This window comes from Caldimonas brevitalea (genome assembly GCF_001017435.1).
Lineage (GTDB): Bacteria > Pseudomonadota > Gammaproteobacteria > Burkholderiales > Burkholderiaceae_C > Caldimonas > Caldimonas brevitalea.
The window spans coordinates 1,737,914-1,751,464 of record NZ_CP011371.1 but is presented as its reverse complement, the minus strand read 5'-3'; the positions used below and the strand labels follow the sequence as shown (position 1 = coordinate 1,751,464).

At 68.9% G+C, this 13,551-nt stretch carries 17 protein-coding genes; 7 read left to right on the top strand and 10 right to left on the bottom strand.

Features of this window, described 5'->3' with window-relative positions; genetic code table 11:
• Positions 1-26: 26 nt before the first annotated feature.
• Both AAW51_RS07690 and AAW51_RS07685 read left to right on the top strand, forming a co-directional pair.
• Complete coding sequence (locus AAW51_RS07690; protein WP_047194137.1) at positions 27-1,031, top strand: Gfo/Idh/MocA family protein; 1,005 nt, start codon at positions 27-29, stop codon at positions 1,029-1,031.
• 175 nt (positions 1,032-1,206) lie between these two features.
• Positions 1,207-2,361, top strand: coding sequence for an ABC transporter substrate-binding protein (locus tag AAW51_RS07685; RefSeq protein ID WP_157359662.1), 1,155 nt, complete (start codon positions 1,207-1,209; stop codon positions 2,359-2,361).
• Positions 2,362-2,420: 59 nt separating this feature from the next.
• On the opposite strand, the gene AAW51_RS07680 is transcribed toward AAW51_RS07685, so the two are convergent.
• From AAW51_RS07680 to AAW51_RS07670, 3 genes are all read right to left on the bottom strand, one after another.
• Positions 2,421-2,855 carry a hypothetical protein gene (locus AAW51_RS07680; protein WP_053013417.1) on the bottom strand — a complete coding sequence of 145 codons (435 nt, stop codon included), beginning with the start codon at positions 2,853-2,855 and terminating at the stop codon, positions 2,421-2,423.
• Positions 2,856-3,117: 262 nt separating this feature from the next.
• Positions 3,118-3,675: a hypothetical protein gene (locus AAW51_RS07675; protein ID WP_047194135.1), complete on the bottom strand. Its 558-nt coding sequence runs from the start codon at positions 3,673-3,675 to the stop codon at positions 3,118-3,120.
• Between the two features lie 100 nt (positions 3,676-3,775).
• Complete coding sequence (locus AAW51_RS07670) at positions 3,776-4,855, bottom strand: glycosyltransferase family 9 protein (protein WP_047194134.1); 1,080 nt, start codon at positions 4,853-4,855, stop codon at positions 3,776-3,778.
• Between the two features lie 280 nt (positions 4,856-5,135).
• On the opposite strand from AAW51_RS07670, the gene AAW51_RS07665 reads away from it, so the two are divergent.
• Positions 5,136-5,696, top strand: a complete 561-nt coding sequence (locus AAW51_RS07665; protein ID WP_047194133.1) for an O-acetyl-ADP-ribose deacetylase — start codon at positions 5,136-5,138, stop codon at positions 5,694-5,696.
• On the opposite strand, the gene AAW51_RS07660 is transcribed toward AAW51_RS07665, so the two are convergent.
• From AAW51_RS07660 to AAW51_RS07640, 5 genes are all read right to left on the bottom strand, one after another.
• Entirely contained in the window at positions 5,667-6,029 is a 363-nt protein-coding gene (locus AAW51_RS07660) for a hypothetical protein (RefSeq protein WP_047194132.1), read from the bottom strand. The two genes, AAW51_RS07665 and AAW51_RS07660, sit on opposite strands and share 30 nt — an antisense overlap.
• 152 nt (positions 6,030-6,181) lie before the next feature.
• Positions 6,182-6,721: a M48 metallopeptidase family protein gene (locus tag AAW51_RS07655; protein WP_047194131.1), complete on the bottom strand. Its 540-nt coding sequence runs from the start codon at positions 6,719-6,721 to the stop codon at positions 6,182-6,184.
• 45 nt (positions 6,722-6,766) lie between these two features.
• Positions 6,767-7,717, bottom strand: coding sequence for a DUF808 domain-containing protein (locus AAW51_RS07650; protein ID WP_047194130.1), 951 nt, complete (start codon positions 7,715-7,717; stop codon positions 6,767-6,769).
• Between the two features lie 137 nt (positions 7,718-7,854).
• A complete protein-coding gene (locus tag AAW51_RS07645; RefSeq protein WP_047194129.1) occupies positions 7,855-8,076 on the bottom strand; it encodes a hypothetical protein in 222 nt (73 codons plus the stop codon).
• A 246-nt stretch (positions 8,077-8,322) separates the two neighbouring features.
• Positions 8,323-8,841 (bottom strand): GNAT family N-acetyltransferase, encoded by a 519-nt coding sequence (locus AAW51_RS07640; RefSeq protein WP_047194128.1) that lies wholly within the window; start codon positions 8,839-8,841, stop codon positions 8,323-8,325.
• 240 nt (positions 8,842-9,081) lie between these two features.
• Here AAW51_RS07640 and AAW51_RS07635 point away from each other — a divergent pair, with 240 nt between their 5' ends.
• A complete protein-coding gene (locus tag AAW51_RS07635) occupies positions 9,082-9,366 on the top strand; it encodes a 2Fe-2S iron-sulfur cluster-binding protein (protein ID WP_047194127.1) in 285 nt (94 codons plus the stop codon).
• Between the two features lie 47 nt (positions 9,367-9,413).
• On the opposite strand, the gene AAW51_RS07630 is transcribed toward AAW51_RS07635, so the two are convergent.
• Positions 9,414-9,884, bottom strand: coding sequence for a hypothetical protein (locus AAW51_RS07630; protein WP_047194126.1), 471 nt, complete (start codon positions 9,882-9,884; stop codon positions 9,414-9,416).
• A 191-nt stretch (positions 9,885-10,075) separates the two neighbouring features.
• On the opposite strand from AAW51_RS07630, the gene arfB reads away from it, so the two are divergent.
• Entirely contained in the window at positions 10,076-10,489 is a 414-nt protein-coding gene (arfB, locus tag AAW51_RS07625) for an alternative ribosome rescue aminoacyl-tRNA hydrolase ArfB (protein WP_047194125.1), read from the top strand.
• A 270-nt stretch (positions 10,490-10,759) separates the two neighbouring features.
• Positions 10,760-11,773, top strand: a complete 1,014-nt coding sequence (locus AAW51_RS07620) for an LLM class flavin-dependent oxidoreductase (RefSeq protein ID WP_047197547.1) — start codon at positions 10,760-10,762, stop codon at positions 11,771-11,773.
• A gap of 87 nt (positions 11,774-11,860) precedes the next feature.
• Here the strand turns inward: AAW51_RS07620 and AAW51_RS07615 are convergent, their stop codons facing one another.
• A complete protein-coding gene (locus AAW51_RS07615; protein ID WP_238947789.1) occupies positions 11,861-12,646 on the bottom strand; it encodes a DUF4397 domain-containing protein in 786 nt (261 codons plus the stop codon).
• Positions 12,647-13,106: 460 nt separating this feature from the next.
• On the opposite strand from AAW51_RS07615, the gene AAW51_RS07610 reads away from it, so the two are divergent.
• Entirely contained in the window at positions 13,107-13,394 is a 288-nt protein-coding gene (locus tag AAW51_RS07610) for a hypothetical protein (RefSeq protein WP_047194123.1), read from the top strand.
• The last annotated feature ends 157 nt before the right edge of the window (positions 13,395-13,551 follow it).

Below are 13,551 nucleotides of genomic sequence, written 5' to 3'. Positions count from 1 at the left end.
CGGTGTTGGCGAGACCAGGAACACAGATGGCACAGACGCGACGACCCGTACGGTGGGGCCTGCTGGGCACCGGCTATATCTGCAGCGAAATGGCCAAGGCGCTGGCCTTGGTGCCCGACGCGCGGCTGGCCGCGGTCGGCTCGCGCGACCTGGAACGGGCGCAGGCCTTCGTCGAGCCGCACGCGCTCGCGCACCCCGACGTGCGCGTCCACGCGCGCTACCAGTCTCTGGTCGACGACCCGCAGGTCGATGTCGTCTACATCGGCACCCCTCACTCTGAACACGCCGCCGCCGCGCGCCTTGCGCTGACCGCCGGCAAGCCGGTGCTGTGCGAGAAGCCGTTCACGCTGAACCGGAACGAGGCCGTCGGGCTGGTGGCGCTGGCACGCGAGCGCGGCCTGTTCATGATGGAAGCCATGTGGACCCGCTTCATCCCCGCGGTGGCCGAAGCCAAACGGCTGGTGGACGCCGGAGAGATCGGTGAGGTGGTGTCGGTGCAGGCGGACTTCGGCGTCGCCTCGACCCTGCCCCCTAAGCATCGGGTGTTCAACCCGGCCCTCGGCGGCGGCGCCCTGCTCGACCTCGGCGTCTACCCGCTGGCGCTCGCCAGCTATTTCCTCGGGCCCGTCTCGGCGGCTCAAGCGGTGGCCCAGCTCGGCACCACCGGCGTCGACGTGCACACGCTGTTCAACCTGCGTCATGCGCGCGGTGGGCTGAGCCAGGGCCTGTGCTCCCTGCGCACCCCGACGCCCTGCCAGGCCACGGTCTACGGCACCGCCGGGCGCATCGACCTGCAAGCGCCCTTCTTCCACTCTGAACACCTCACCCTCGTCAAGCCGGGGCAGGCGCCGGTCGAGCGGCATCTGCCACGCCGCGGCATGGGCTACGCGCACCAGGTCGCAGAAGTGCACCGCTGTTTGCAGCAGGGGTGGCTCGAAAGCCGGGTCATGCCGCTCGACGAAAGTGTCGCGTTGATGGGCTGGCTCGACAGCATGCGGGCCCAGATCGGCTTGCGTTACCCCGGCGAATGAGCGTCGCCCGGCAGCGCTGACGCTCCCCGTCCACCGCACCGCCGCAGCCCGTGCCGGGGCGGCGGTTGTCGTCGCGCGCCCGAGAAACATCTTGCAAAGGTGTTGCGGTGGCCCTGCGGACAATGCCGCGAACGACCCGTGAGGGTCGACCACTCCACCACAACGAGAACCACACATGGGAATGAACCTGAGCCTCTGGAGGCGCAGACGCGTGCTGCAGGCTGCCCTGACCCTGGTGCCGGCCACGGTCCTGGCCGCCGAGAACGGCGTGTCCGACAACCTCGTCAAGCTGGGGATGTCGGGCCCGCTGTCGGGGCCGAACGGCGCTTACGGCCGTGCCATGAAGGAAGGCATCGAAGCGCATCTTGCCAATGTCAACGGACGCGGCGGCGTGCACGGGCGCCGGCTGGAACTGGTCGCACTGGACGATGGCTACGAAACCGAACCGGCCGTCGCCAACACCCGTCAGCTGATCGAACGCGAGAAGGTGTTCGCGCTGCTCGGCTTTTACGGCACCTCGCCGACTGCCGCGGTGCTGCCGGTGATCGAGGCGGCCGGGGTGCCGCTGATCGGCACCATCAGCGGCGCCGAAGTCTTGCGCAAGCCGTCGCTGCGCCACATCTTCCACTTGCGCGCAAGCTACGGGGACGAGACCGCGGCCATCATCAAGAACCTCGTCACGGTGGGCATCCGGCGGGTCGCGGTGCTGTACCAGGACGACGGCTTCGGCGAAGCCGGCCTGCAAGGGGTCAAGCGTGCGCTCGAGGCCCATCAGCTGGCGCCGGTGGCCACCGCCGCGGTGCCGCGCAACGCCGTCGACGTCTCGGCAGCGGTCGCCGTGATCGCCAAGGCCGATGCCCAGGCGGTCGTGCTGGTCACGCTCTACCGCCCGACGGCGAACTTCATCAAGCAGATGCGCGCGGCCGGGGCCTCGCCGTTTTTCGTCGCGTTGTCACCGGTGGGCACCGACCAACTGATCGCCGAGCTCGGTGCCGAGCAGACGCGTGGCGTGCAGGTGTCGCAGGTCATCCCGCGGCCTTGGGGCGACCGTCTGGAAGTCGTGCGCGAGTACAAGAAGGTGCTCACGCAATACGCCAAGCAGGTGCAGTTCTCCTACTACGGGCTCGAGGGCTACCTGAATGCCCGGCTGGTCACGGAGGCGCTAGAACGTGCCGGTCGCAACCTGACGCGTGAGCGTTTGATGACCGCCCTGCGCGCGGCGCCGTTCGACCTCGGCGGTTACCGCGTTCATTTCGCCAACGGCAGCAATGCCGGGTCCAACTATGTCGAGATCAGTGTGGTGGGGGCCAGCGGCAGGATCTTGAACTGACGCGACCGGCCCGCCCGCGGCCGGCCCTGCTGTCCGGGTCCGCGGGCGGTGCTGAGGTTTTACTGGCTCGAGCCGGTGCCGCCCGTCGTACCGCCCGTCGTACCGCCGGTGGTGCCGCCGGTGGTGCCGCCGGTGGTGCCGCCGGTAGTGCCGCCCGTGGTGCCGGCGCCCGCACCGCTGCGGTTGCCGGACGAGGAGCGATTGCGCTTCTTTTCGTCCTCGCTTCGGGTACCGGTTGCGGCCCCCGAGCCGGACGAACCACCGCTTTGCATCGAGGATGAACCGGTGCCGCTGGTGCTGCCTGCGCCGCCCCCGCTCGTGCCGCCGCTGCCGCCGGTGCCGCCCATGCTGCCGCCAGCGCCGCCGCTGCCACTGGTGCTGCCGCCCGCGCCGCCGGCGCTGCCACCCGCGCCCCCGGACTGCGCCGCGACGGCGGTGCTGAGTGCGGCGATCAGCAGCGACAGCGAGAGATGTGCGATGGATCGTTTGGTCATCGAAATGCTCCTTGCCGGTCCTTGGACCGTTTGTGATGTGTGAAAGCAGGTGGAAGTCGGGCCGCCTTCCGTCAGCCCCACGCTGCCGCGGCGGTGAGGCGGCGTGCCGTGAAGTCGGCCCGGGCGCTTGCTCGAAGCGCCCACCTTCACCTTGCAAGCGCCATGCACGCCGAAGGGCCCCCTTTGCGGACCGGGCCGCGCGAGATCAGGTAGACGCCACCGGCACAGGCGACAGCGGCAGCGTAAGCACTACGCCCTGGCTTCAGGACGCGGCAATGTGGTGGGACGCAGACGACCGCTCGACGGACGGACGGTGACTCGCCTCCCATGCCGCCTGCGCTGCCGGCGACGGCGGTGCGTAGGGCCACTCCGAGCCGTTGAAGTGAGGCTCGCACAGATGCAAGGCGTGCGCTTCGGACATGCCGGCACACCATTGCCGGCTGGACGCGCTGGCAGGCCAGCGAGCACCGGCGCAGGCGCCGGGGACAGTGCCTGTCACATCGCCGACCGGATCGCAGCCGGCGTAGCGGAACTGGAGCAGGTCCATGCCGTACAGCTCCATCATCATGCCCGGCGACAGCGACGCCAAGGTGCTGTCGACCTGCAGCCTTGCGGTGTCCCACTGTCCAGAGCACAGCGGCAGGCGGCGCACGCGCAACATCAGGCCGAGGCCCTCGGCCGCGTCGCCGGGGCCGGCTTCGCAGAGCACGCAGCGCTGCACGCCGATCCATTTCCCGTCTCCGTCCAGCCAGGGGACATGGCAATAGGCGCTGGCGCCGGTGGCGCCGATGTAGGCCACAGCCTGCTCGAAGCTCATCATGATGGACTGCCTTTTTATTCAGAGGTGAATCGCTTCACCTTTTGCGCAATCGGCATGCCTGCAGCGCGTCCCCTCGACCCTCCCGCCGGCGCCGGCGGCCTTACCCGCCACAAACCTCGAGCGCCCCCACCACCACCTCCTCGACCGGCACCTGGTCGACCAGTGAGACCGTGTGCCCACAATCGCGTCCCACATAGGGATAGGGATCGCCATAGTCGTGGTCACAGACGGGGCAGCGCATCTGCCAGGAGAGGGCCGCCCGGTGCCGCGCCTGGTGCAAAGGCCCGGCATTGATGACGTTGGGCCCCCAGTAAATCGTCACCGTCGGCGTGTCGACGGCCCGGGCGAGATGAGCCGGCCCGGTGTCGTTCGACACCAGCACGCAGGCCCCGGCGAGCAAGGCCGCCAGCGCCCCGGTGGACAGCCGGTCGCACAACACCAGCGGCGCCTGGTCGAGCGAAGAGGCCAGACGGTCCAGCACGTCGGCCTCGCTGCGCTGACCTGTCAGCACGATGCCGATGCCGCGGGCCTGAAGTTCGCGCGCCACGGCCGCGAAGGACGCCGGGTCCCAGCGCCGGCGCGGGTCGCTGGCGCCCGGGTGGATCACCGCATACCGCGCGCCGGGCAAGGGCCCGACCTGCTGCAATTCAGCGCGGTCGCGCGGTATGAGCGACAGCTGCGGCGGCACATAGGTGGCATCAGCGCCCACCAGCGCCACCGTCTCGAGGTGCCGCACCACCTCGTGCTGGTAGTGGCGGTAGGGCAGCCAGCGAGCGGGCGCCGGCGCTTCTCCGGTGCGGCGGCCCGCGGTGTGGCGGGCTCCGAGCCGCAACAGGAAGGCATTCGACTGCCGCCCGCCGCCGTACAGTTGCAGCGCCAGGTCGAAGCCCTCGCGCTGCATGGACTCGAAGTAGCGATCGAGCGTGGCCTCGTCGGGCTGCTGGTCCGGCGGCGCGTGCACGCCGCGCGGATGCGGAATGACGATCACGCGGTCGACCGGGCCCGGCCGCCCTGCGAGGAAACGCTCGATCCACGGCAGCGCGAGCAGCACCAGTTGCGCATCGGGGTAGGTGCGCTTGAGTGATTGCAGCGCCGGCAGGGTGAAGATGAAATCGCCCAGCGCGACGGGGGCGAGCACCGCGATCTTGCGGATGCCGTCGAAGGGTGGGTATGCAGACATGCAGTGAGGCCCTGAGTGGTGCAACTCCTGGCCTTGAGCACGTCCGGTTCCCGGGCTTGGCCGACCCTCCTGGCCACCCTGCTCCCAGGCGGCGGCCCTCTCGCACAGCCATTCCTCGTGGAACAGCGCACTAGACTGCAGGGACCAGTCCCTCACGAGATATCGCCATGAAGCACTTGCCGAGCCGCTGCAGTCAAGCTTGCAAAAATCAGCGGCCCTCCGCTTGCGCGCGGCCCGTTGCGCGCCGCCACTTCGCATGCAGTGGCACACAGGTCCTGCGATGAGCGCCACGATGCGCGCGCTGCGCGCCGACATCACGACGCTGCACGTCGATGCCATCGTCAATGCCGCCAACACCTCTTTGCTGGGCGGCGGCGGCGTGGACGGCGCCATCCACCGTGCGGCCGGCCCGCAGCTGCTGGAGGAATGCCGGCGTCTGGGCGGCTGCCGGGTCGGCGAAGCCAAGCTGACCGGCGCCGGGCGATTGCCGTCGCGTTTCGTGATCCACACGGTCGGCCCGGTATGGCGAGGCGGCACGCACGGCGAACCGGAACTGTTGTCCTCGTGCTATCGGCAGGCGCTGCAGTTGGCCGCCCGCGAAGGGGTGCACAGCATCGCCTTCCCGTGCATCAGCACCGGCGTGTACGGCTACCCCGCCGATCTGGCGGCAGCGCTGGCGGTGGAAACGGTGCGGAGCACATTGGCCAGCCTTGTCGGCATCGAGCAGGTGCTGTTCTGCTGCTTTTCGGCTGCCGATCTGGCGCTCTACGAGCCGTTGTTGCTCGGCAAAGGCGACACAGCGCCGCCCGCGTCAACCGGCTGTGGCCACCCCGCCCCCTGAACGCCCCGCGCTGCGCCCCGCGACGTGGCTGATGGCATCGCGCGCCTGTAGCTCGGCCGAAAGCGCCCAGTCGAGGGGTGAGCGGCACAAGCCGGCGTGCTCGTACTGGAGGTTTTCGTACAACTCGGCCGCGGCGGGGCAGGCGGTGAGCACTGCATCGAGCCCCGGCTCGGCTGCAGCGGTGCGCAGTGCCTCTGCAAGGCGTTGCACCAACACCCGGTACTGGTCGGCGGAGACACGCTGTTCGCTGCGCTCCAGACGTTCGAGAAGGCGCGCAAGCCAGACGACGGTCGCCAGGCGGGCGGGCAGTACAGCTTGTTGTGTTGCGTTCATCGCGAAGACTCCGATGGGCGGCCTCCGCGCGCGCGGCGACCGACGCCGGGCGCAGCAGGCAGCGTTGATCTGCTTCGGCGTCGTATCTCGGGATGCGTCTCCCTGTTTTCAAGAGTCGCGATCGCCGCCAGGCGCCGGCGCGACGCACCGCTTCAGCGCTCGGCGTCGGGAGCCACCGGCATCGGTGAGCGAGTGCGCGCTTCGAGGTCGCGCAGCGTCAAGTAGAGCCGCAGGTCGAATTCGAGCTGGTGGTAGTCGGGCTCCATGTGCTGGCACAGCTGGTAGAACGCCTTGTCGTGCTCGCGTTCCTTCAGATGGGCCAGTTCGTGAACCACGATCATGCGCAGGAACTCGGTCGGCGTGTCCTTGAACAGGCTGGCGACCCGGATCTCTCGCTTGGCCTTCAGCTTGCCGCCCTGCACGCGCGACACCGTGGTATGGGTGCCGAGCGCGTGTTGAATGACGTGCAACTTGTTGTCGTAGCAGACCTTGTTGAGGGGATCGGCGCCGCGCAGGAAGCGGCTCTTCAGCTCCGACACGTAGTCGTACAAGGCCCGGTCGGTGCGCACCTCGTGGCGGTTAGGGTAACGGCGAGCCAGCGAGTCGGCCAGCCGCCCCTGTTCGATCAGCTGGCGCACCTGCTGCAGCAGCGCGTCAGGATAGCCGGCAAGATACCGCAGCGAGGTGTCCATCAGGTCTGCCTTGAAGCAAGACGGAGCCCGCGGCCGCCGCGACGCTCAGACCGCACCGGCCTTGCCTTTGGCCCCCGGCCGCAGCCGCTGTACCAGGGTCACCAACGCCAGGGCCACCGCCCCCGCCACGATGCCGACCACGCCGTCGGCCAGCATGGGCAGCAGGCCACCCGCGATCACCCCGATGCCCGGCAATGCCCCGGCGCCGTGGGCCCAGCCCTCGATCAGGTGGTGGAGCGCCGGAACGCCATGGGTGAGGATGCCACCGCCGACCAGGAACATCGCGGCGGTACCGGCGATTGACAGCCCCTTCATCAGGACAGGCGCGGTCTTCAGGATCACGCGCCCGAACCCGCGCGCCGCCGCGCTCGCCTTGCGGCTCAGGTAAAGACCGAGATCATCGAGCTTGACGATACCCCCGACCAGGCCATAGACCCCGACCGTCATGATCAGCGCGATGCCGACCAGCACCGCCACCTGCGTCATGAACGGCTGGGCGGCGACGGTGCCGAGGGTGATGGCGATGATCTCGGCCGAGAGAATGAAGTCGGTCCGCACTGCGCCCTTGATCTTCTCTTGCTCGAAGGCGACCAGATCGACCGCTGGGTTGGCGACCGCCTGCGCCAGTTCGACATGGTGGGCCTCGTCTTCCGCGCGGCTGTGGAGGAACTTATGCGCGAGCTTCTCGAAACCCTCGAAACACAGAAAGGCGCCGCCGATCATCAGCAGGGGCGTCACCGCCCACGGAATGAAGGCACTGATGGCCAGGGCGGCCGGCACCAGGATCGCCTTGTTGCGCAGCGAGCCCACGGCCACTGCCCACACGACCGGCAGTTCACGGTCTGCGTGGACGCCCGTCACCTGCTGGGCATTCAGCGCCAGATCGTCCCCGAGGACACCGGCCGTCTTTTTGGTTGCCACCTTGGTCAGGACCGCCACATCGTCAAGGATGGTGGCGATGTCGTCGATCAAGGCGAGCAGGCTGCTTGCGGCCATCTGGAAATTCCTCCTGGTAGTCGGCGCGTGAGTGGAGGCGGCAACGGCCGCCCCGAACCGGGGATTTTCGCAGAGAAGCGGGCCGCGGCCGCGGCCGCTGAGCGCCAGGGCCGCCGGCTCGCCAGCCGCCGGCAGCGTCAGTGGGCAGCGCTGAGCACCACGGCCGGCACGGCGAATTCGCGGCCGATCACCGCCCGGGCATAGAAATAGTTGTTGCGGGCACGGTCGCTCAGCGAATCGAGGTGGACCCGGCCGGCTTCGTCGCAGGGAAAGGCAAGGCCCCGTCCATGGTGAAACAGCGAACGGAAGCGGAGCTCGAACTGGGGCAACTCGGTGTGGGCGGTCAGGGCTTGTTCCATGGCATCGGTCTCCGGTACTGCATGAGGCGTCAACGATGGACAGACTCTAGGCAAGGTCGGGCGCCGCTTCACTAGGCGCACCGCGGTCGCGCCTGTCGGCCGCCGGCGCGGCCGCTTGTAGAAAAACGCCTGACAGGGGTGGGCCCGATCGGGAAAGTCCCGGTTCAGCCCGCCGCCGGACCGCCCGCGGGAGCGAGCGCTCGCGTGGCGACGCCGCCGCGGGTGCGCCGCGCAGGGGCCGCGGCCTCAGCCGAGCGGCCGCTGCAGCCGGATTTCCTCCAGCTTGGTGGTGCCCACCATGGTGGTTTTGGCCGACGGCATTTCCCGCTTGAAACCGGCCAATTCGTGGAAGCGCAAGGCCCGCTCGTTGCGCAGGTGCACCCACACCGTCACCTTGGTGCACCCCTCGTCCTCCAGCCCGTCGCGGGCGGCATCCCACAGGGCCAGACCGACACCCTTGCCCCAGTGCGCCGGCGCGACGTACAGCGCCCAGATCTCGCCGGTGGTCGACGGCGTGCCCGCATCGCGCGAGCGGTCGAAGCCGACAAAGCCGACAATGGCGTCGCCGTCGGTCGCGACGTGAACCTGGGGTTCGAACAGGTCGATGGCTTCGCGCCAGAACGCGGCGCGCTTGTCGACCGACAGGCCGTTCAAGTAGTCGTCGGGCAGCAGCCCCTTGTAGGCGGCTTGCCAGGCCGAAACGTGGACGTCGGCGATCGCCTTGGCGTCGCGAAGGGTGGCGGGTCGAACCTGGTAGCGGGACATGACGGAGTTCATCAGCGATCAAGAATGCGTGAGGGCAGGATTGTCGTCGTTCGGACGGCCGGTTGCAGTCGCGGCCTGCAACCGACGGTGCGACGCGACACCCAGGCGATGCAGCCGGCCCTGTCGGCGAAGCAAGGCCACCCGATGGTGACGCCGCCAGCCGAGGTCCGGTGTCCCGCAGGGGACGGCGTTCCGGGCGACAGGGCAACGGACGCGGGCGAGGCGCCACCCCCCTATTCAGTGCTGATCCTGCCGGCGCACTGGCAGTTCCCCGCTGCAGCCTCGCAGACCTTGCTGCAGTCGGCGCAGGCGGCAGGCATACGGCTGCCCAGTTCGTGCCGCAACGGCACCTGCCGCGCTTGCATCTGCAAGATGCACCGCGGGCACGTGACCTATCGCATCGAATGGCCGGGACTGAGCGCGGACGAAAAGCGCGAGGGCTACATCCTGCCCTGCGTCGCCCACCCGGCGTCGGCGTTGGAGATCGAGGTCCCGCACCCCAGCCGCGCGGCGCCCTCGCCGTGACCCAGCAGTGCCCGGCGGGCCTCGGTGCCTCGCGCTGGCGCCTGGGCTCAGGTGCCCAGCACCTGCGTCAGGGGCCGGCGGCGCTTGGCAGCCAGGTAGACCACGAGGGCCAGCCAGGCGATGGCGCTACGGCCCCACGACGGCTCGCCGGCCTGGTCCCGCGGATGAGCGGGCTCCGGCGCCCCACCGAGCGACGCGACCGGCCGGTATTCCAGCACCGCGGCATAACTGAGCGAGGCGCGCCGCCCCGCACCGAGGCCGGGGCTGAGCAGGCCGGCCAACTTGATGTCGTAGAAGGCGCGCAGATCGGGCTGGGCCGCGGCGCCCGCCACCAGGGCGGCCGTCGCAGGCAATGCGGCTTCGAGCGTCGCGAGGCCGGGCGCGGCAGCGGCGGTGGGGATGGTGACCGCGGCGACCAGCACCTCGGCCGCGGCGTCGCTGGGCGGCGGTGGTGTGACCAGCGCCAGAGCGCACAGGAGCGTCCACGGTCGCCAACACAAAACCTGGCGTTGCTTCATGCGCAGGTTCTCCCTGAGTGAGACGGTAGGGTCGGTCCCGCGTGGCGGGCCGCCAGCCGGCGGTCCAGTGCGTCGCAGGCACCCGTCCCTACGGTAGGGCCGCGCGCCTGCGTGCGCATCCCTCAAGCGTTTCACGCCGTAAGCAGCGTGACGGCGCCGCCGGTCGCGGCTGTGCTCTATGCTGCGGCTCGATGGCCTCTTACTCTCATCCCCTGGGCCCGCCCGACGACGAAGTCGAGTTCACGGCGATCCGCGCGCAAGGTGCCGGCGGGCAGAACGTCAACAAGGTGTCGAACGCGGTGCATCTGCGCTTCGACATCCGGGGCTCGTCGCTGCCGGAGGACGTCAAGCAGCGCTTGTTGGATCAGCGTGATCAGCGCATCACGGCCGAGGGTGTGGTGGTGATCAAGGCACAGCGCTTTCGCAGCCTCGAACAGAACCGTGAAGACGCGCTGGCCCGGCTGCGCGAGTTGGTGGCCGCCGCTGCCGAGGTGGCGCCGCCGCGCCGGCCGACCAAGCCGACCCGCAGTTCCCAGCGCAAGCGCGTCGACACCAAAGTGCAGCGCGGCCAGGTGAAATCGTTGCGTCGCCGCGTGACCGAGTGAGATGCGACACCGGCGTCGCGCACCGAACCTCCTCGACCGGTGCTGCAGCGCAACAACGATGCGCTGCAAACGGCGTTCGTACACGTCTGTTACCACAGCTCCCCGGTGGAGCTGTCGCTGTGCAAGCTGCCACCGCGGCCTCGGCGCGACGGCGGCAGCGGGCGCGAGCCTGATCGGCGCTCAATTCCGACCATCGTGCCCGCCCTCTCCCCATCGCATACCCTCGGGCGTCGTCCCGACTTGCCGGGCAGCCAGCCGCAACATCCCGCGATGAAACTCTCCGTCCTGGATCAATCCATCTCGCTTGCGGGCAGCAGCGAAGATGCCGCCATCCGTGACACGCTCGATCTCGCGGTGTGCTGCGAGGGTCTCGGCTACCACCGCTTCTGGCTCAGCGAACACCATGGCCTGCCCACCATCGTCGGCTCGGCACCCGAGGTATTGCTGGCCGCCCTCGCCGCCCGCACCGAGCGCATGCGACTGGGCAGTGCCGGCGTGATGCTGCCGCACTATTCCGCGTTGAAGGTGGCCGAGCAATTCCGCGTGCTGGAGGCGCTTGCACCGGGGCGCATCGATCTGGGCGTGGGGCGCGCACCGGGCGGCGACATGCGTACCGCACGCGCCCTCAACCCGAACGCCTACACCGCCGCCGATCACTTCCCGGAGCAAGTGCGGGAACTGCAGCAGTGGCTGGCGGGGCACGAGCATCGCGGGGTGGTGGCGCATCCGCGCGGCCCTGCGATGCCTGCCGGTGACACGTCGCGCGTGCCCGAGGTCTGGGTCCTCGGGAGTTCCGACTACGGGGCCCGTCTGGCGGCCCAGTACGGCCTACCCTATGCATTCGCTTACTTCTTCATGGACGGCCTCGGCGTGGAGCAGGCACTGGAGTTGTACCGGACCCTCTACCAGCCCAGTGAGCGCCACCCCAGGCCCGTCGCGACGATTTGCGTCTGGGCGCTGGTGGCCGACACCGACGAAGAGGCGCAGTTCCACGCGTTGAGCCGTGACCGTTGGCGGCTGGACCGCAGCAGGGGTGTGCTGGGCCCCTTGCAGGCACCGCAGACGGTGGCCGAGCGCGGCTTCACGGCAGACGAGCTGCCGACCGTCGAAGCCACGCGTCAGCGCGCTTTTGTCGGCAACGCGGAGCAGGTCGGCGCCAAGCTGCGGGCGCTGGCCGCTCGATTGGGGCTGCACGAGCTGGTGATCAACACCTGGGCGCACGAGCCAGCGGTGCGGCGCCGTTCCTATGCCTTGCTGGCCCGAGAGTTCGACCTCGAGCCCTGAGCGCGGCTCGGCTGCCTCCGCGTGCGGCGCGCACGGAAAAGGCCGCCAGCCCCGGCAGGGTGGCGGCCTGTTCTGGACGTCGCGCGCTTACTTGCTCGTGATCTCGGTGGTCGTGTTGTTGCTGTCGTCGGACTTGACCAGCAGCACCTTGACGCTGCCAGGCACCACCGAGCCCAAGCCGCCGCTCGGCACCACCGTCAACAGCCAGTCGACGTTGTCGTCGAGGTCGACGGTCTGGTTGAAGATCACGGTCTTGGTGCCGGCCGCCGTGATCTGCAGCTGGTAGGTGCCGTCATCCAGCTCGATGGAGTCGTCACCCGAGGCAGGATTTGCCCGCTTGAATCCGATCGCGGGGAAGCGGGGGGTGGCGGTCGTCACGTCGGTGTTGGTACCGCGCGTCAGGTAGACGTCGATCTCGCCGGCATTGGCAGCCGCGTTGAGCACCCGCACCCGGGCGCGGTCGCTCAGCAAGGGCTTGTCGTAGGGATCGTCGATGACCGCGAAGTCGACCGGGGGCAAGGATGCATTCGGCAGTGCCACGAAGGTGTACTTGTGGCCGCGGTCGGCGTCGACGCGGATCGTCTCGCCGCCTTGCTGACCGGACTCGGTCTTGATGGCGAGGTCGGTGTCGCCGGTGTCGACCTTCAGATAGGACGTGGCGAACTTGTAGTCGACATCGGTCGCTTCGGGCACGGCCTTGCCGTCGCGGAACAAGGTCACCTTCGGGCCGAGGTTGGCGGCATGCACGAAGCGGATCTTCGGCTCGGATGCACCAACACGATCGTCGATGCCATCGTCGCTCGAATTGCCGCCGCCGCCGCACGCGGCCAGCAGGAACATCGGGGCCGTCAAGGCCAGCACAAGTTTGGACATTTTTTTCATGTGTATCTACACCCTGTCGTTTGAAGTTGGAATCACACCGTTGCCTCACGCGAGCGACGGCGGCCGAGAAAGCCTCCGCATCATCGGGGTCGTCGGCGGGGGCAGTTATCGGACATACGCCCAGGGGCATGTCAGCATCGTCTGACAGCGACTCGGCATTCCACCCCGCCGCTCCTCCTCGAGTGCCACCAGCACGTGCGCATGAGGAAGTTCGAGACCATCACCTGATGCAGAGCACTACATCCCGATGCATGCACGTCGGCCTTGCATGGCAGCATGCCCTTGCCACGACAGCCTGCGTGACCTTGCCGGACAATCAGCGCATCGCACCCGTGCACCGTTGGGCGCGCACCGCGACCACGCCAGGGCAGGTGCCACCGGCGGCCGTACACGGTTCACCCGGGCTCGCCGCCTCGTCATCCCCTCTCGCCTCCCACACCGACAGCCAGCCATGAAGAAAACCGACCTCGAGAAGAACAAGGGCCTGAAGATCGCGGGCCAGATGAAGCAGGCCACCATTCCGGGCCGCTTTTCGAGCGGCGCGGGTGCCCTGCACGACCGCCGCGAGCAGCGTCGGCTCGACCAGGCGCGAGGTCTGGTGCCGTTTGCCGTCAAGCTGCCTGCCGACCTGGTGCAGCAGGTTCGCGGCCTGGCAGAAAGCCGGGGCACGAGCTTGAACGACGTGGTGGCCGAGCTGATGCGCAAGGGCCTAGAAGACGCCGGCGACACACCGGCGTGATGATGCAAAGCACCTGGGCATGGCCGCCTGGTGGGCCTTCCTGGGCAGCTCGGAGACGTCAAGAGCGTGACTTTTTCACGCTGTGACGGGGCTGCTGTACCGCAGCAGCGACGCTCACATCTAGGTTACGCGTTCCGACATCGTTTCACGGTAAGCT

Excerpts from the sequence above, each read along its gene's own strand:
- AAW51_RS07690 (WP_047194137.1), top strand. The coding sequence starts at position 27 with ATGGCACAGACGCGACGACCCGTACGGTGGGGCCTGCTGGGCACCGGC.
- AAW51_RS07685 (WP_157359662.1), top strand. The coding sequence starts at position 1,207 with ATGGGAATGAACCTGAGCCTCTGGAGGCGCAGACGCGTGCTGCAGGCT.
- AAW51_RS07680 (WP_053013417.1), bottom strand. The coding sequence starts at position 2,855 with ATGACCAAACGATCCATCGCACATCTCTCGCTGTCGCTGCTGATCGCC.
- AAW51_RS07675 (WP_047194135.1), bottom strand. The coding sequence starts at position 3,675 with ATGATGAGCTTCGAGCAGGCTGTGGCCTACATCGGCGCCACCGGCGCC.
- AAW51_RS07670 (WP_047194134.1), bottom strand. The coding sequence starts at position 4,855 with ATGTCTGCATACCCACCCTTCGACGGCATCCGCAAGATCGCGGTGCTC.
- AAW51_RS07665 (WP_047194133.1), top strand. The coding sequence starts at position 5,136 with ATGAGCGCCACGATGCGCGCGCTGCGCGCCGACATCACGACGCTGCAC.
- AAW51_RS07660 (WP_047194132.1), bottom strand. The coding sequence starts at position 6,029 with ATGAACGCAACACAACAAGCTGTACTGCCCGCCCGCCTGGCGACCGTC.
- AAW51_RS07655 (WP_047194131.1), bottom strand. The coding sequence starts at position 6,721 with ATGGACACCTCGCTGCGGTATCTTGCCGGCTATCCTGACGCGCTGCTG.
- AAW51_RS07650 (WP_047194130.1), bottom strand. The coding sequence starts at position 7,717 with ATGGCCGCAAGCAGCCTGCTCGCCTTGATCGACGACATCGCCACCATC.
- AAW51_RS07645 (WP_047194129.1), bottom strand. The coding sequence starts at position 8,076 with ATGGAACAAGCCCTGACCGCCCACACCGAGTTGCCCCAGTTCGAGCTC.
- AAW51_RS07640 (WP_047194128.1), bottom strand. The coding sequence starts at position 8,841 with ATGTCCCGCTACCAGGTTCGACCCGCCACCCTTCGCGACGCCAAGGCG.
- AAW51_RS07630 (WP_047194126.1), bottom strand. The coding sequence starts at position 9,884 with ATGAAGCAACGCCAGGTTTTGTGTTGGCGACCGTGGACGCTCCTGTGC.
- arfB (WP_047194125.1), top strand. The coding sequence starts at position 10,076 with ATGGCCTCTTACTCTCATCCCCTGGGCCCGCCCGACGACGAAGTCGAG.
- AAW51_RS07620 (WP_047197547.1), top strand. The coding sequence starts at position 10,760 with ATGAAACTCTCCGTCCTGGATCAATCCATCTCGCTTGCGGGCAGCAGC.
- AAW51_RS07615 (WP_238947789.1), bottom strand. The coding sequence starts at position 12,646 with ATGTCCAAACTTGTGCTGGCCTTGACGGCCCCGATGTTCCTGCTGGCC.
- AAW51_RS07610 (WP_047194123.1), top strand. The coding sequence starts at position 13,107 with ATGAAGAAAACCGACCTCGAGAAGAACAAGGGCCTGAAGATCGCGGGC.